The sequence below is a fragment of the Jutongia hominis genome, from assembly GCF_014384965.1.
GTDB lineage: Bacteria > Bacillota > Clostridia > Lachnospirales > Lachnospiraceae > Butyribacter > Butyribacter hominis.
This window is the reverse complement of record NZ_JACRSW010000027.1, coordinates 223,526-241,248: the sequence shown is the minus strand read 5'-3', so window position 1 is coordinate 241,248 and position 17,723 is coordinate 223,526. Positions and strand designations below refer to the sequence as shown.

General features: G+C 39.7%; 15 protein-coding genes. 1 reads left to right on the top strand and 14 read right to left on the bottom strand.

Annotated elements, in window-relative coordinates:
- Window positions 1-4 precede the first annotated feature (4 nt).
- Window positions 5-1,444, top strand: a complete 1,440-nt coding sequence (locus H8700_RS06605) for a TrkH family potassium uptake protein (protein ID WP_249304476.1) — start codon at window positions 5-7, stop codon at window positions 1,442-1,444.
- Here the strand turns inward: H8700_RS06605 and H8700_RS06600 are convergent.
- From H8700_RS06600 to H8700_RS06535, 14 genes are all read right to left on the bottom strand, one after another.
- Entirely contained in the window at window positions 1,441-1,863 is a 423-nt protein-coding gene (locus H8700_RS06600) for a hypothetical protein (RefSeq protein WP_249304473.1), read from the bottom strand. The two genes, H8700_RS06605 and H8700_RS06600, sit on opposite strands and share 4 nt — an antisense overlap.
- Before the next feature lie 15 nt (window positions 1,864-1,878).
- A complete protein-coding gene (locus H8700_RS06595) occupies window positions 1,879-3,417 on the bottom strand; it encodes a Y-family DNA polymerase (protein ID WP_249304470.1) in 1,539 nt (512 codons plus the stop codon).
- A gap of 27 nt (window positions 3,418-3,444) precedes the next feature.
- Complete coding sequence (locus H8700_RS06590; protein WP_249304468.1) at window positions 3,445-4,119, bottom strand: YoaK family protein; 675 nt, start codon at window positions 4,117-4,119, stop codon at window positions 3,445-3,447.
- 4 nt (window positions 4,120-4,123) lie between these two features.
- Complete coding sequence (locus H8700_RS06585) at window positions 4,124-4,495, bottom strand: Hpt domain-containing protein (RefSeq protein ID WP_249304466.1); 372 nt, start codon at window positions 4,493-4,495, stop codon at window positions 4,124-4,126.
- A 73-nt stretch (window positions 4,496-4,568) separates the two neighbouring features.
- The gene (locus H8700_RS06580; RefSeq protein ID WP_249304462.1) at window positions 4,569-7,109 is read right to left on the bottom strand and encodes a PAS domain-containing hybrid sensor histidine kinase/response regulator; all 2,541 of its coding nucleotides are present in this window, start codon (window positions 7,107-7,109) and stop codon (window positions 4,569-4,571) included.
- A gap of 54 nt (window positions 7,110-7,163) precedes the next feature.
- Entirely contained in the window at window positions 7,164-8,480 is a 1,317-nt protein-coding gene (locus tag H8700_RS06575) for a dicarboxylate/amino acid:cation symporter (RefSeq protein ID WP_249304460.1), read from the bottom strand.
- On the bottom strand, window positions 8,480-9,331 hold the full coding sequence (rfbD, locus tag H8700_RS06570) for a dTDP-4-dehydrorhamnose reductase (RefSeq protein WP_249304457.1): 852 nt from the start codon (window positions 9,329-9,331) through the stop codon (window positions 8,480-8,482). The genes H8700_RS06575 and rfbD overlap by 1 nt, the downstream gene beginning before the upstream one ends.
- Before the next feature lie 164 nt (window positions 9,332-9,495).
- Complete coding sequence (locus tag H8700_RS06565; protein WP_249304455.1) at window positions 9,496-10,065, bottom strand: DUF3877 family protein; 570 nt, start codon at window positions 10,063-10,065, stop codon at window positions 9,496-9,498.
- A gap of 106 nt (window positions 10,066-10,171) precedes the next feature.
- On the bottom strand, window positions 10,172-11,092 hold the full coding sequence (gene trxB / locus H8700_RS06560; RefSeq protein ID WP_249304453.1) for a thioredoxin-disulfide reductase: 921 nt from the start codon (window positions 11,090-11,092) through the stop codon (window positions 10,172-10,174).
- 17 nt (window positions 11,093-11,109) lie between these two features.
- Window positions 11,110-12,420 (bottom strand): glutamate-1-semialdehyde 2,1-aminomutase, encoded by a 1,311-nt coding sequence (gene hemL, locus H8700_RS06555; protein WP_249304450.1) that lies wholly within the window; start codon window positions 12,418-12,420, stop codon window positions 11,110-11,112.
- An 82-nt stretch (window positions 12,421-12,502) separates the two neighbouring features.
- The gene (gene hemB / locus H8700_RS06550) at window positions 12,503-13,468 is read right to left on the bottom strand and encodes a porphobilinogen synthase (RefSeq protein WP_249304448.1); all 966 of its coding nucleotides are present in this window, start codon (window positions 13,466-13,468) and stop codon (window positions 12,503-12,505) included.
- A 45-nt stretch (window positions 13,469-13,513) separates the two neighbouring features.
- Entirely contained in the window at window positions 13,514-15,022 is a 1,509-nt protein-coding gene (gene cobA / locus H8700_RS06545; protein ID WP_249304446.1) for a uroporphyrinogen-III C-methyltransferase, read from the bottom strand.
- 20 nt (window positions 15,023-15,042) lie between these two features.
- Window positions 15,043-16,479 carry a hydroxymethylbilane synthase gene (hemC, locus tag H8700_RS06540; protein ID WP_249304444.1) on the bottom strand — a complete coding sequence of 479 codons (1,437 nt, stop codon included), beginning with the start codon at window positions 16,477-16,479 and terminating at the stop codon, window positions 15,043-15,045.
- Window positions 16,480-16,481: 2 nt separating this feature from the next.
- Window positions 16,482-17,654 carry a glutamyl-tRNA reductase gene (locus tag H8700_RS06535; RefSeq protein WP_249304442.1) on the bottom strand — a complete coding sequence of 391 codons (1,173 nt, stop codon included), beginning with the start codon at window positions 17,652-17,654 and terminating at the stop codon, window positions 16,482-16,484.
- Between the last annotated feature and the right edge of the window lie 69 nt (window positions 17,655-17,723).

Sequence of the window (17,723 nt, the reverse complement as noted above, 5' to 3'; positions counted from 1 at the left end):
AAAAATGAATTATTCAATTATTAGTTATATTTTAGGATGGGTTCTGACGATCGAATCTATCTTTATGTTTATTCCATGCATTGTTGCTGCGATCTACCGTGAAAAAGAAGGCTTTGCTTTCCTGATCGTTGCACTGCTTTGTCTGGCAATCGGACTTCTTCGTATCCGAAAGAAAACAAAATCGCAGGTTTTTTATGCCAAAGAAGGCTTTGTCACGGTTGCGTTAAGCTGGATCATTATGAGTATCTTTGGTGCTCTGCCTTTTGTGATCAACCGGGATATTCCAAGCTTCACAGATGCTCTGTTTGAAACAATCTCCGGCTTTACAACAACCGGTGCAAGTATATTAAGTGATGTGGAAGCACTCAGCCATTGCAGTCTGTTCTGGCGAAGTTTTACACACTGGATCGGTGGTATGGGTGTTTTTGTCTTTCTTTTGGCAATTCTTCCGCTGACCGGTGGATACAATATGCATCTGATGCGTGCAGAAAGTCCCGGACCATCCGTAGGAAAATTTGTTCCAAAAGTTCGTGAAACAGCTAAAATCTTATATGCGATCTATATAGTCATGACTTTAGTTGAGATTATTTTACTTCTTTTTGCAGGAATGCCGCTTTTTGATTCTCTGACCGTTTCTTTTGGTACAGCAGGTACCGGCGGTTTTGGAATTAAAAACACAAGCATTGCAGATTATAATATGGTCATTCAGGCGATCATATCGATTTTTATGATCCTGTTTGGTGTCAACTTTGGTGCCTATTTCCTGCTTCTTGGAAATAATAAAAAAGACGCATTTAAATTAGAAGAAGTACATTGGTATCTGATCATTATCGCCAGTGCAGTAGCGATCATTACGATCAATACAAAAGATATATTCCATAACCTATTTACTGCTTTTCATCATGCACTCTTCCAGGTTGCTTCTGTGATCACGACAACCGGATATTCTACGACTGATTTTGATCTCTGGCCACAGCTTTCCAGAGCGGTTTTAGTCATAGTTATGTTTATCGGAGCCTGTGCCGGAAGCACCGGTGGCGGTATCAAGGTATCCCGTATCATTATCTTAGTTAAATCCGTAAAACAAGAGTTAGGTTACTTTATCCATCCAAGAAGCGTTAAAGTCATCAAGATGGACAACAAACCGTTAAGTGCAAAAAGTATCCGTGGTGTAAATGCATTTTTTGTAACCTACACTTTGATCTTTGTGGTATCTCTGCTCATCATTACTTTTGATAATTTTGATCTGGTTACAAACTTTACTGCTGTAACAGCAACCTTAAATAACATCGGTCCCGGTCTGAAATTAGTCGGACCTACCGGAAACTTTGGTATCTTTTCGCCGGTTGCTAAGTATATATTAATGTTTGATATGCTCGCCGGCCGCTTAGAGCTTTATCCGATCCTGCTTTTGTTCACACCATCGGTTTGGAAAAAACATTAAAAGATATCACAATGTTCCCATTGTAAATCCATAATATCAGTCGTTTTGATCTGCTTTCCCGAACCAAGCACGATCTTTTCTTCATAAGGAAGAAGACGACTGATATTTTCTTTTTCCGTAACATATCGTCCACCTTCTTTTTTTGTATCTTCTATAAAATATGTGATCTGTACTTTTATCTGTTCTTCCTTATGTGCAAGCAGCCATTGTAACTTCCGGTCAAGGTTCTCTTTGCTGTCTTCATCCAGAACAATACGCTGCGATGTCTGTCTTGCCGTTTCTCCAAGTGCTTCTTCATATCCGGTCAATGCCGCAAAAGGGGCGAATTGTGCTGCTCTGTTTTGTACTGACATTCTCGGATGCCGTAACGATGTCGGATGCTCTAAAAAAAGAATATCTTCATACGAATCTTTTTGCATGTTATGTCCTCTTTTCTATGCTTTGTGTCCTCCGATCTGTCCATTACGTTCGATCGTTGTACCACCTTCCTGTAGGTTCATTCCCTTTAAAATTGCATTTTTCCCAAATTTATGCTTTAATTCGATTATTGCTTCTTGCATTTTGCGTTCTTTTTCTAACTGTTCCTTCTCTTTTTCATTCTGTTCTTTTTCTTGTAACATGGAGAAAAGATCTAATTGTTCAAATTCCTGTTCCTTTTGTACTTTCGACTCTGCGATGACATGATTGGCAGTGAGCGTTACTCTTCGTACAAAAAGAGTCGGATCAATGATACGATCAAACAATTCCATCACAGCTGCAATAATCTTTTGAGTTGATGTCGTATATAGTCCTAAATTTGCCGTTCCATGAGCATGTTTGGGAATCTTTCTGCCATAACGGTCTGTTGTGATTTCTCCCTGATATGCATTCTCTTTGTCTTTTAAATTTTCGATATCATATCCTACTGTCAAAACCATCTGGTTGGTGGCAAGCCTTTTTTCAACCAGATCAAGAACTAAGAGTTCTGTCATTTCACGAACAATTAATTTAGCTTTCTCATATGGATAAGGGGATTTTAGAACCTGTCCTGAACCAAGACTGTTATTTTCCGGTGTATACGACTTGATCTCAGCAATCGTACATGGTTCATATCCCCAGGCATGATCGATCAAAAGCTCGGCATTGACACCAAACATCTTGTAAAGCAGTTCTTCATTATAAAAATCACCATCTTTTCCGATCGAACAGCGTGCAATATCGCCCATTGTAAAAATCCCGCAACGTTCAAGCTTCCTGGCATAGCCCCTTCCTACACGCCAGAAATCCGTGATCGGAGTATGGCTCCAGAGATTTTTGCGGTAAGTCAATTCATCCAGCTTGGCAATCCGCACACCGTTTTCATCAGGCTTTTCATGTTTTGCCATAATATCCATTGCAATTTTACACAGATAAAGATTGCTTCCGATTCCGGCTGTAGCCGTAATCCCGGTGGTATCATAAATATCCTGAATGATCTTTTGCGTTAGCTGTCTTGCCGTCATTTCATAAGCTTTCAGATAATCTGTCACATCTAAGAATACCTCATCAACAGAATAGACATGCATATCTTCCTCAGAGATATATTTCAGATAGATCTGATAGATCCGGGTGCTGTATTGCATATATAATGCCATCCGTGGTTTTGCAACAATATAATCGAGTGCGAGCGTTTTGTTCTTTTTTAATGCAATACTATCATCTGATGATCCGGTAAAGCTATGTTCTTTGATCGCATTTCTTCTTTGTGCATTCACCTGTTTTACTTTTGCAACAACTTCAAAAAGTCTTGCACGCCCCGGAATGCCATATTCTTTTAATGACGGAGAGACTGCAAGACAGATTGTCTTTTCTGTACGGGATGCATCTGCTACTACCAGATTTGTTGTTAAAGCATCTCTGCCTCTTTCTACGCACTCTACAGACGCATAAAAAGATTTCAGATCGATTGCAATATATATTTTCTCTTTTGCATTCTCTATTTTTGCTTTTTCCATCCTCATATACATTCCTATTCTTCTATTTTATTCCTCTTGCAAACGCTCCTTTTCCCTGTCAATAAACATAATGATAAAAGACACACAAAGCAGGATCACACTTGTCAGGATTGCATGCATACCTAAATAAGAAATAGCTCTGTTTCCTAATATCGCACCCAGGATAAAACAACCAATGATTCCAAAATATAAAAAGGTATTTCTAAGATTCTGCCAATCCTTACGGCTGATATAATCACAGAAATTCTGTGTCGCACTTCGCAAGTTGCCAATGCACATCGTTGTCGCTATACCATGACCATGAATCTTACGAAAACTTTCGACCTGTATACCACAGGCAAGAGAAGTCAGGCTGTTTGCGAGCAAGTTCATTGACAGTGGAATAAAAGATACTCCAAGTAAAATAACCGCTTCAAATAACACCGACAACTGTCTCCAATGCAACTTTGTACTTCCTTTGGTACGCACGATATCCGCAAGCATGATGCCGGCAGTAAAAGCAAGGATTGGAAAGAAATAATGTAATGCCATGTTCCATCTTCCACCGGAAAGATAAATACCAAAAAGCAGCATATTTCCGGTCTGCGCATTTGCAAAAACCTTTCCTCTTGCCATATATGAATATGCATCCATAATACCACCGGACAAAGCCAGAAGAATTCCAAGTTCAATTGATTCTGATGTTTGTTTTGCTTTGCTCAATGTTCTACACCTGCTTTCCGTTTTTTTCTGTTATATATTGCTGCAACATACCACTGACTCTGTGATATACTCTCTGTACCTCTTCAAAATAAGGCTCATATCCACTCATATCCATTCCGCGAAGCTTTTCTGTTAATGCGGAACTGACTTCAAAAAGATCCGTAAGTCCCAGATTCAGACAGACCCCTTTTAGCGTATGAACAGCACGAAATGCACTTTGCACATTCTTTTCTTCTAAAGCTGTGGCGAGCTGTACAAAACTTGGATCCTGCAAAAATTTTATTAAAAAGCGTTCTACCAGGATCTCGTTTCCTATTCTCCCTGTCACTTCTTTATAATCTCCTCCTGCACAACTATAAAATTCGCTCAAAGTCATTTTTTATTTTCTCCTTCACTTTTTTATCCATCGCTTAACACGATTTTATACACAATTGATTCCCGGTATTGAATCATTTATGTACCTGCATTTTTAATATCGCTGTAACAAGCTTATTTCTATCTAATGGCTTAGCCAAATGCTCATTCAGTCCTGCCTCATAACTTCGTTCCACATCATCAGAAAATGCATTGGCAGTCATCGCAATAATAGAAATCTCTTTTGCATCCTTTCGATCCATGGACCGGATACATTGTGTTGCTTCCAGCCCATTCATAACAGGCATCATAATATCCATCAATATCAGATCAAAAGTACCTTCTTTCGATGCTCTAAAAAGATCGACCGCTTCTTTGCCATTCCATGCTTTTGTGATCGAAACACCTTCCTTTTCCAGCATAAACTCAACAATTTCCATATTTAATTCATTGTCTTCTGCAATCAGAATATGATATCCTTCCAAAAGCTTTCGTCCTTCCGGAAGTGTTTTGATCATCTTTTGAATGTTAGAATGATCCACTTGCAACGGAATGGAGATCCAGAATGTTGTCCCTACATCAACTTCGCTTTCAAAATGCATGGTTCCTTCCATCTGTTCAACCAACTCTTTTACAATAGAAAGCCCAAGGCCTGTCCCGGTATAAGTAGCATGTGCTGCTGCATCTTCCTGCGTAAATGGCTCAAATGCTTTCTTTTGAAATTCTTTGCTCATACCACGTCCGGTATCTTTACAAATCATGATAGTGTTCAACTTGTCAGTATTCTTTTGTTCAAAATTCCATTTTACTTCAACCAAACCATTTTCTTTATTATATTTTAACGCATTACCAATGATATTTTGTAAGATCTGCTGTAAATGCAATGGACTTCCTACCAGATATGGAATTTCTTCCGGAATCTTTTCCCACTCTATCCGTACACCATATTCTCTGGCACGAATATCTAACATCGGCTTGATCTCCTGCACCATTTGCTGCAAACAAAAGGATTTATTTTCTAAGCGGATTGCACCAGACTCTAACTTATTCATATCCAGTACATTATTGACCAGATCTAAAAGGAAACCGGAAGCATCCATAATTTTATTTCGGCAATCTTCCTGTTTTTCTTCATTGCCAATATAATGTCTGCTGATCTCAACCATACCACGGATGCCATTGATCGGTGTGCGGATATCATGACTCATACGACGCAGAAAATCCGTCTTCGCATTATTGGCTCTTTTTTCCTGCTCCATTGATTTGCGAAGCTGCTCCTGATAAGTAAACTCTCTCTTCTTTTCTTCTGTAACATTACGAAGCAGCAGAATAATGGAAATTAATTTGCCTTTTTTATCATAATGCTGTGGGATTGCAATAGACAGATACCAGTTTTTATCTTTGCCTTCAAACCATTTTGAAATATACGGCTGCTCACCAATTCTTTGTTCCATTGTGTGCATATCCAGAAAATCAGTAAACTCCTCTTTTTGTGAATCAACAACAAATACTGTACACAACGCATGAACCAGCTCATCAACAGAACAGTCTAAGTCTGAATTAACAGACTGTTTGAAACGTTCCGAAATTTTAATGCTTTCCCATTTCTTTTCCTTTAAATGGATTAAAAGATTTATGACATAAATACTATTAACTGCACTGATAATACGATACTGCTTCTGTATCTCATCAAAATTACCTTTCAAAAAATGCTGATATAACAGTAAAACAATTAACAGAAAAACACCAAGCACAGCCATACTGTATGCAATTACTGTCCGTCTGTTTTTATACATAGAACTGCCGGGAAAGAAGACATAAATATGATAATTCTTTAATCTGGAACCGGATCCATACCAAACCTTCGTTTTCACAACCAGCTTCGTCATACTAATATCATTCTTATTATGACTATTTTCATGCAAGGCTTTACAAAACTTCATCGTCTGCTTCTTTAAACGTCTGTTATTTGTACTTAATACCTTTTTCCCATTTGTAATAACTACTGTACCATCCAGTTTTAAATTGCATTCTTCAAACAAAGATGCCAATGTAATTTCACTACTGCTCTCAGATGATGTACCGGCCTTTTTATACGAGACTACCATTCCATGTGCCCGCTTTGTAGAAGTTGCCACAAAATCATATTCCTCATTTTTTCGTCTGATACGACTGATATATGACTTTTTTGAATATTTTAATACATCATTTACATTTTCATCATTGATCACATCTTTCCATAATGTATAACAACCTTTAGATCCGATGCTGCTTTGCATCACAATCCTGCCTTTATGATCCAGAATCATAGCACCGGCTAAGCGTTGTTCCTGCACATATTCGTTCAATCGGTTGTGATCAAAACCTTTTTCCTGATCATATACGCGACTTAATTCAGACGTCTTATCTAACAGACGGATCAGACTTTTTGTCTGGTCATTCAAAATCATGTTATCATAGCGTTTCAGCGTTTTCTTTACAATAGAAATGCTCTTTTCCGATACATTCTGTGCCGTTCTGTTATCATAACCTGTCAAACCAACATATTCAACTCCAAGGACTATTATTCCAAAAACAAAAGCAATCCAAAAAAAATTCCAGCTAAAGATACTTCTTTTTTTCTGACGTTCTTTCATATCATAAGCCTCCAGATACCATTTCCTATGTTTTGCCCTTGTTGGATCATATTTTTATGATGCTTCTTTTTGCTCGCCTTGATAAAAGATATCACGGTCGAGTGCATCATTTTGTTTTGCAACAATTGTTGTACATACTGCATCACCTGTAATATTGACTGCGGTACGTGTCATATCCAGAATACGGTCAATCCCCATGATCAGACCAATCGCTTCTACCGGAAGATTTACCGTATTAAATACCATTGTCAGCGTTACAAGACCGACACTTGGAATACCTGCAGTGCCGATTGAGGCCAATGTTGCGGTACCAATAACCATCAGATAGTCTGTCAGATCCAGATGAATATTAAATGCCTGTGCTGCAAATACAACTGCCACGCCCTGCATGATCGAGGTACCATCCATGTTGATCGTTGCACCAAGCGGTATTGTAAAAGATGAGATCTTTTTCGACACCCCCATCTTCTTTGCGAGTGTGTCAATCGACATAGGGATCGTTGCATTCGAGGTCGCTGTTGAAAATGCAAATTCCATAACCGGGAAGAATTTCTTAATAAACAATAATGGATTGAGTCCGGTAAAAACTTTTAACAAAGCCTGATATACAATAAAACATTGTATACCTAATGCAATCAACACAGCGATCATATATTTTAACAATGGCTGAAATGCTTCGATACCAAGCTGAGAAAATGTCTTGGCGATCAGGCAGAACACACCGATCGGTGCGACTTTCATGACGATCATCGTCATTTCCATCATGATATCATTAAACTGACTAAAAAAATTCTTAACCGTCTCTACTCTATCTCCCATCTTTGCTAAGATCACACCAAGGATCAATGCAAAAAGGATCACCTGTAACATCGTTCCTTCACTTAATGAATTAAAAATATTACTTGGAATGATATTCAGAAAAGTATCTACAATATTTGTAGACTGCGTTGCACTTTCTGTTGCAACGGTACTGCTCTTATGAATCTTTGACATATCAAGACCGATTCCGGGATTGATCACATTTGCTGTTGTTAAAGCTACCGTAACAGCCAATGCCGTTGTACAGATATAAAAGCCTAATGCTTTGGCACCAACGTTTCCTAACTTTTTCGTATCTCCAATCGCCATACTGCCACAGACCAGAGAACAAAGCACCAAAGGTACAACCAGCATCTGCATCAGACGAATAAATCCCTGACCGATCAGCTGTAAGATTCCATTTATCACGATCGTATTTTTAAAATAGCTATCCGGCACTGCATAGTTTAAAACAAAACCGGTAATCGCACCAAATAACAAACCAAATAAAATCTTTGTTGTAAGTCCGACTTGTTTTTTCTCTTTCTTTTCTTCTCTATTCTCGTTATTCATTATGCCATCTCTCCAATTTCTTTCAGATATTTTTTCAATGAGTCTCTCCATTCCGGAAAATCATAAATATCGGTAAGACTCAAAATGAAATTGTTTAATACTGCATTAACCGGACGGACAGCAGAAAAATCCGATTGTTCGTGCGGTACTTTCTGAATCGTTACATCCAGTCCTGCTAAAGATGCAATTTCTTTTGCAAACTCATATCTGCTGCAGCTGCCTTTGTTTGTTGCATGATACGTTCCATACTCACTCGTACGGATCAGTTTTAAAATAAAATGTGCAAGATCATTCGCATTTGTCGGAGAACCGTAATGGTCCTCAGCGATCATCAGATCATCACCTGCTTTTGCATTCTTCAAAAAGCCCGTAACAAAGTTATCTCCATAACCATAAACCCATGTACTGCGTATAATAAAATGCTTATGCGTAAATTCTTTGACATAATTTTCTCCGGCAAGTTTTGTCTTTCCATAGACTGTCTGTGGGTTTGTCATATCAAACTCGGAGTATGCTTTTTGTTCTAAACCGTCAAAGACATCATCGGTTGAGATCTGAACCATCTTTGCATTGACTTTTGATGCAATGATACTTAAATTTCTTGCTCCCATTGCATTGACTAAGAAAGCCTGTCTTTTATCTTTCTCACAGGCATCGGTATTTGTCATACCGGAACAGTTAATGATCACGTCCGGACGGTTCATTTCTCCAAAACGTAATACTTCTTCATTATTTGTAACATCCAGATCATCCTTATCAGTATCTAAGATTTCAAATTCCAGTTTATTTACTACATGATTAATGGCCTTGCCAATCTGACCATCGCATCCACATATCCAGATTTTTTGCATGGTATTCCTCTTTCTCTTTTTTTCTTTTTCCTTTTCTGATCAAAAAAAATTATAGTGCACTAATTCTGTTATTTTAACACAGATCTATTCTTTTTTCCAGTTTTGCTTCTGACCGCTGCCACTTCCCGGTTTTTCAAAAATCCTTTTGTCTTCTGTCTGCAAACTTACATTTCTAACGGCATCAATGCCTGATATTCTCTTGGTGTAAAACGATGATAGATCACATGGCCTTCCTCTTCATGGAAACAGTAACGATAGATGTTATTGGCATCGTTTTCAAACCAGACCGCATAATCAAAATCATTATCTGTCACATTCTGCACCCTGATCTGATCCGAGTACTTCTTAAAAACAGCTAAGATCTGTTCTTTGTTACAGTCATGTCTTCTTAAAAGTTCTAAAAGATCTCTAAGGAATCCATTATCTGTCACATTCCGATCAATATAGCATACACCCTGTACCGGTACCGTGATCCCATACCGGCTTTTATTCCTTTGAAAAACAACCTCACCTAACGGATCTTTGACTTTCTTTGCAAAATTTTGTAAGCATTGATCCATTTGTTCTTCGCCTAAATCCGTATCCAGCAAATGGTTCAATGCCTCGATCGGATAATAAATGGTCACCGGATTTTTTTCAAAACCAAGCTTGATCTGTGATTCTTTGATCACATCCATAATATTCTTTTTTAAATCCTCATATAAAATATCTGCATTCTGTTCTGATCGTTCCATTTTATCGAGCTCCTTTTTATTATCCTGTCAGCTTTTTTATCGTCATGCCGGCTTTCTTACTGACATCCGTTTTTTCTGACAAAAGTCTGTTCCAAGATCAGACGATTTACTCTCTTGCAAAATCCTGTTCGATCGATGCGATCGCCACCGCACCGTCTGCTACTGCGGTAACAACCTGTCTTAAGCTTTTACTTCGTACATCTCCTGCCACATAAATGCCGTCTGCACTGGTGCGACAGTCTTCGCCTGCTTCTACATATCCTGCCGGATCTTCTTTAACAAGATCCTTGACAAGACTGCTTTGTGGTTCCATACCGATTGCAATAAAAACACCCGAAAGCTCGATCGTTTTTGTCTCACCTGTCTGGTTTTGCTTCAGTTCTACTGCCTCTACTTTATTCTGACCACAGATCTTTGTCACTTCATAAAAAGGCATAAATGTGATATTTTCTTTCTCCAGCACTTTGTTTTGTAAAACTTTTGCTCCTCTTAATCCGTCTCTTCTATGGATCAGATAAACATTTTTACAAATATTAGAAAGATATAATGCATCTTCTAAGGCGACATCACCGCCTCCGACAACTGCAACAGTCTGGTCTTTAAAGAACGCTCCGTCACAGGTTGCACAATAGGATACACCTGCACCGGTTAATTCTTTTTCCCCTTCTGCCTGAAGCATTTTGTGATGTGCTCCCGTAGCAAGAAGCACGGCTTTTGCTTCGATCACATCTCCGTTTTCCAATACGACTTCTTTTGTCGTTCCATGATTTTCTATCTTCTTTACTGCATCTTCTAAGAAAGGAACTCCTAATGCATCTGCATGTTCACGGAATTTTACCGACAGGTCATAACCATTTTCTCCATATAGTCCGAGATAATTGTCAATCCGGTCTGTTGTAACGATCTGACCGCCACTAAACATTTCTTTCTCGATCACAACCTGATCAAGCATTGCTCTTTGTGCATAAACTGCGGCAGATAATCCTGCCGGTCCACTACCTATGATCACTAAATCTTTTTTCTCCATAATAAACCTCACTTTTTTTAGCGTTTTTGGCTCGCTGCATATTGATCGATCACCTGTATCGTCTTTTCTACATCTTCTTTATGATGTGCCACTGATACAAACATTGCCTCAAATTGCGATGGTGCAAGATGAATTCCACGTTCTAAGAAAAAACAGAAATAATCGGCATATTTCTTCCGGTCTGATGTCTGTCCGCTTGCAAAATCAACAACTTTTTCTTTGGTAAAAAAGACACTCATTAACGAACCGATCTGATTAACACATACCTGATCCTTAAAAGCATTCCGATATGCATCTGCCAATGTCTTTGTAGTCTGTTCGATCTGTGTATAGATCTCAGGATGCTCAAATAAGCGTTTCAATGTGACAAGTCCTGCCGTCATAGCGATCGGATTCCCGGAAAGCGTTCCTGCCTGATAGACATTACCAAGCGGTGCAACACATTCCATGATCTCTTTTCTACCGCCATATGCACCGACAGGCATTCCACCGCCAATGATCTTTCCAAGCGTTGTCAGATCCGGTGTAACACCAAAGAATTGCTGTGCGCCACCTGGAGCTAATCGAAAGCCTGTGATCACTTCATCAAAGATCAATAATGCATCATTTTCTTTTGTAATCTTTCGTAAATATTCCAAAAAACCTTCTTTTGGCTGCACAACACCCATGTTAGCCGCTACCGGTTCCACGACAATGGCTGCGATCTTTCCTTTGTATTCTTCAAAAAGCTTTGCAACCGAATCACAATTGTTATATTCTGCGATCAGGGTATATTGTGTATATCCGCTTGGAACACCGGCACTATCGGGAACTGCCTGCATCAAAACACCGGAACCTGCTTTCACAAGCAATCCATCCGAATGACCATGATAACAGCCACGGAATTTGATGATATAATCTTTTCCGGTAAATCCTCTTGCCACACGGATCGCACTCATGACTGCTTCTGTACCGGAACTTACCATACGTGTCATTTCCATTGATGGCATCATTTGGGCGATCAATTCTGCAATCGCACATTCTTTTCTTGTCGGTGCACCAAAAGTCAAGCCATCCTGACAGGCTTTTTGTACTTCGTTGATCACTTCCTCATCCGCATGTCCTAAAATACCCGGTCCCCAGGAGCAGACATAATCAATATATTCATTTCCATCTTCATCAAAAATATGTGATCCTTTTGCTTTCTTAATAAAAACCGGATTTCTTCCTACTGCCTGATAAGCACGGACCGGAGAGTTTACTCCTCCTGGGATTCTTTTTTTTGATCTTTCAAATAATTCATCGGACTGTGTCATCGTATTCACTCCATTTCCTGTTATTCTATCCATTTTTATAGACTTATTTTATCGTTTTTACCATTCTTTATCCAACCTGATACAAACGATCCGTCAATTGCAATTCAAAACTTTTTTACTCTTCATCAAGCCATTTTGCGACATCCAGTGCATGATAAGTAATAATAATATCCGCACCGGCACGCTTCATCGCAGTCATGTTTTCCATAACGATCCTTTTCTCATCGATCCAGCCATTCTGTGCCGCTGCTTTTACCATCGAATATTCACCGCTGACATTATAAACTGCCAGAGGAAGCGAAAAACGGTCTCTTGCCTGACGGACAATGTCAAGATAAGCAAGTGCCGGTTTGACCATGATCATATCAGCACCCTCTTCGATATCAGCTACGCATTCACGAAGAGCTTCCCTTCCGTTCGCACAATCCATCTGATAGGTTCTGCGGTCACCAAACGAAGGAGCAGAATGCGCTGCATCACGGAATGGTGAATAATATCCTGACGCAAATTTTGCACTATATCCTAAAATGATCGTATCTGTATAACCATTTTCATCAAGGCTCTTACGCAGTATTGCGGTATGACCATCCATCATATCGGACGGTGCGATCATGTCAGCACCGGCCTTTGCCAGAGAAACCGCCATTTTGGCTAATAATGGCAATGTTTCATCGTTTAAGATCTTTCCATCTTCTACCAGACCACAATGACCATGTGATGTATATTCACAAAGGCAGACATCTGCGATCACAATAAGATCAGGTGTCTTTTGCTTGATATAACGAACGGCTCTTTGCGTAATACCGTCTTCATTATAGGCTTCACTGCCACAGGCATCTTTATGCTCCGGGATACCAAAGATCAGAATGGCTTTGACACCGGCTTTTTGAATTCTGTCTAACTCTTCCTCAAAACGATCGATCGTATATTGATAAATACCCGGCATCGAATCCACCGGAATCTTCTGATTCGTTCCTTCCTTTACAAATACAGGATAGACTAAGTCATTTTTCGTCACCACTGTCTCACGGATAAGATCTCTGATCGCATCCTGACTTCTTAATCTTCTTAATCGTTTCATCGAATTCCTCCTATCACACTAATCTGTATATAAACTTTTATTCTGTTATTCATCTTGATTTTCTATCCGATAACATTCTTCTAACGCCTCTGCCATATGAGAAAGGTCACATAGCATTGGCATACATTCTGTCTGTATTCCATATTCCAAAAGCTTTTTGGCTGTCACATGACCGATTGCGGCTATCCTGACTTTCTGTTTCTTTCGTTTGTTTTCCCAATCTGCTATATGCTCTTTTCCAAGTGCATTTACAAAGGCTTCCGCACCGGATGCACTAAAGAATGTGATTACGTCCATATCCTCTAAATACTTCCAGTTTTCGGTCTTTTTTCCTATTACATCATAAATCGCAAGATTTGTTACGTCAATGTTGTTTTCTTCTAAGATAGTAAGCATCTGACTGCTGCCTTTTACGGCACGTGCAAGCAGCAGTTTCTGCGTCGGCTGCATTTGCTGCGAAAGGCCCTCTGCCAGAGCTTTTGTCGTATACTTCTCCGGCATATAGTCTGCAAGAAATCCCATTCTTTCCAACGCTTCTTTTGTACCGCTTCCAACAACCGCAAATCGAACATTTGCTAATCTTCTATGATCGATCTTTAACTGCTTCATCTGCTCAAAAAAAAGTCTGATCGCATTCTGGCTTGTAAAAGCGATCCATTGGTATGTTTCAATTCGTTGCATTTCTTTTTTTAATTCCTGCATCTGTTCTGTAGCAGCAAGCTGCATATGTAACAGGGAATAGACATTTGCACCTTTTTCTTCAAGACAATGCTTTGTTTTTTTTCGCATTATGCTTGTACCGACTATGCCGATCTTCTTTCCTGCTAATACTCCGATCTGATCCGATACAAATGCATACTTTGCATTTTCTCCGATAACAATGATCGCAGGAGAAGAAAGTTTTGCAAGATGTACCTCTTTTACAATCGTTTCTAAAGTAGCCCGTACTACTTTTTGTGATGGCATGGTACCATTTGCGATCACCGCAGCCGGTGTATCCTTTGGCATTCCTTCTAAAAGAAGTTTCTGTGTAATCTCTTCTAAATGCGATAATCCCATTAAGAACACACTTGTTCCGTCTTCTCGATGAATATGCTCTAACGAATCCGCTTCTTTACTGCATGCATGACCGGTAAAGACATGAAAACTTCTGCTGTCTTTCCTGTGTGTGACCGGGATTCCGACAAGCTCCGGTACCGAAACAGCCGACGTAATGCCCGGAACGATCATAAAAGGAATCTTTGCTTCCTGCAAAGCTAACACTTCTTCTCCGCCTCTGCCAAAGACAAAAGGATCGCCTCCTTTGAGCCGTACTACGTTTTTATACTTTCGTGCCGTTTCTATAAGAATCCGGTTGATCTCGTCCTGTTTCTTATAATGATATCCGGCTCTCTTTCCTACATAGATCTTTTTGCAATCTTCTTTTACTTCTTCTAAAAGTTCGCCTGTTCCCAGTCTGTCATAGATCACGGCATCACATTCTTCTAAAAGAGTCTTTCCTTTACAGGTCAAAAGTCCGGGATCACCGGGACCTGCGCCAACCAAATAAACCATCTCTTCTGCCTTTCTGTCTCTTATGCTTTACAAATCTTATTGATCATATCTTCCCATTCTGTTTTCTTTCCTTCCATCTGCCGATAGATCAACTGTTCATTTATTACTGTCATGAGCCGGAGATCTAACGTATCTTCACTTCCCATATCGGCAAGCACTCCGATCGGTTCATGACAGCCTGCTCCAAGTTTTTCTAAAACAGCTCTTTCGATCATAAGCTGTGTAAATGCTTTTTTGTCACTGACTGCCTGTGCCATCGTGTATGCCTTTGTCTGCTCTTTCGTCTCTATTGCAATGATTGCCTGTCCTGCTGCCGGCAGCATTTCGTCGATTGTAAAATAACGATATTCCAGATCCGGTTCCTGTAACAGTCCTTGTCTTTCAAGACCTGCTGCTGCCAGAATGACGGCATCATATTGTCCCTGTCTTAATTTTTCAATTCTTGTTCCTACATTTCCACGCAGATCTTTACAGACAACATTTGGAAAAAGTTTCTCTAATTGCCATTTTCTTCGCAAGCTCCCCGTTCCTGCTACAAAAGTTTCTTCTGTAGCAAACGATCTGCCTTTTTTCGTAACAAGTACATCCTGTATACAGGCTCTTGGTAACGTGCCGGCTATCGTAAGTCCCTCTTTGCATGGATTTGGCATATCTTTTGCACTATGTACTGCCATGTCGATCGTGCCATCTGCAAGCGCCTGCTCAATCTCTTCAACAAAAACAGCTTTTCCACCAAACGATGTGATCGGAACATCTCTTCTTTTATCTCCTTTTGTTGTTAAGACCACCACTTCCCATTGGTAATCGGGAAATGTACTCTTGAGACTCTCGATCACCATATCGGTCTGTTTTCTTGCTAATGCACTTCCTCTTGTTCCGATTCTGATCACTTTTGATCCTAATTTCCGATCCATCATTTTTTCAAAAATCTCCCTGCGTTCTTCTTCCTTTTGCATCAAAACTTTTTGACGTTCTTTTCCCATTTCTTTTGCTATCTGTCCGTAATCTTTTCGAATCGCATCATTGATCTCTTTCTTAATATGAGAAGCTAACAGCGGGCTGTTGCCACCGGTAGAAACTGAGATCACAACATCCTCCTGCCGGATCACTGCTGGAAAATAAAAGTTGCAATCCTCTTTGACATCTACAACATTGACTAAGATCTTTTGTTCTTTACAGACGGTTGCAAATTCAGTATTCACATTCGGATCATTTGTTGCCATGATCACAACATCCCTATCGATAAGGTCGCTTATTTGTATCGTTCTTTTAATAATCTTTAATTTGCTTTCTTTTCCTTCTAATGCTAAAAATTCCTCACAAAACGTCGGAGAGATAACCGTAACAACCGCACCGAAAGAAAGCATCATCTTTACTTTGCGCAGTGCAACTCTGCCTCCTCCTGCGATCAGACAATTCTTATCGTCCATTTGTATCATAAAAGGGAAAAATGCCATATCTAAAGCTCCTTTCGTTCCGTAGACTGTTCCTGTGCCGTACCGATCACATCTAAGATCTGTGCAAAACAGTTATGGTCTACATGGTCTTTTAACCGATATAAAAGCCATGATGCACTTTTGTCCTGTAACCATGCTGTCTGCTCTTTCTTTTTCGCATAGAAATCCCGCATTAACAGCGTTTTTTCCATCTCATCTGTTTTTTCCTGTATATACAATTCCACTTTTTTAGCTTCGGACAGTTTCTTTTGATTGTTATGCTTTGCAAGCGATTCGATATAATCCATGTTTTCTATGACACAATCAGAAAGTGTGCCGATCTCTTCTTCGATATCCCTTGGCACTGCAAGATCCAAGAAAAGACGCATCTTACTCTCTTTAAGATACTTTTGTACTTTTGATGCCACGAACGTATAATGAGGACTGTTTGTCGCACTGATGACCACATCTGCCCAATCGACATAGTCATACCGCTCTTCATAATGCACCCATCTTATCTGCTTAGTATCAGCAAAAGCAAGACCCTGCCTGTGATGTTTTCTGGTTGTTGCAACGATCTGTACGGTCTGGCAGGCATCGACAATGTCTTTCATGATAATGTTTCCCATCTCTCCTCTTGCTCCGACTAACAGAATATGTGGCTCTTTTTTCTCCTGACAAAACGAAAGAACCGCCCCGGTTGTCAACGTACCAACCGATACCGGAAGTTTTGTCAACTGATATTGGCTGGCGATCTCTTTTGCAAGATGTAAAGCCCCCTGAAAAATAATATGAAGCGTGGGATCTAACATATCATGCGCTTTTGAGAAAAGATACGCAGCCTTGATCTGATGAATGATCTCTACTTCGCCAAGTACAGCCGAATCCAGACCACAGATCACACGGTACAAATGGCGGATCGCATTTTCCTTTTCATACCGCATGATATGTTCATAAAACAATTCCTCTTTTCCGGGTTTTTGTGCTAACCATATTCTTTCGATCACAGACATTGTATCTTTTGAACCGGCTGCATAGATCTCACAACGGTTACAGGTCATCAACAGGATCACGCCATCAATAGATACTTCTTTTTGTATCCGGCTAAAAAAAGCTTCCTGCTCTTTTTCCTGCATAGAAAAAGCTTCTCTGCTTTCTGTCTTTAGCTGTTTGTAATTTATGCTGATGCAATACATAACCTGCCTCCGTTGTTTCCTCTTTGCTGTTATTTCAATCCTTTGAACGTTCTTCACTGTCATAGATTC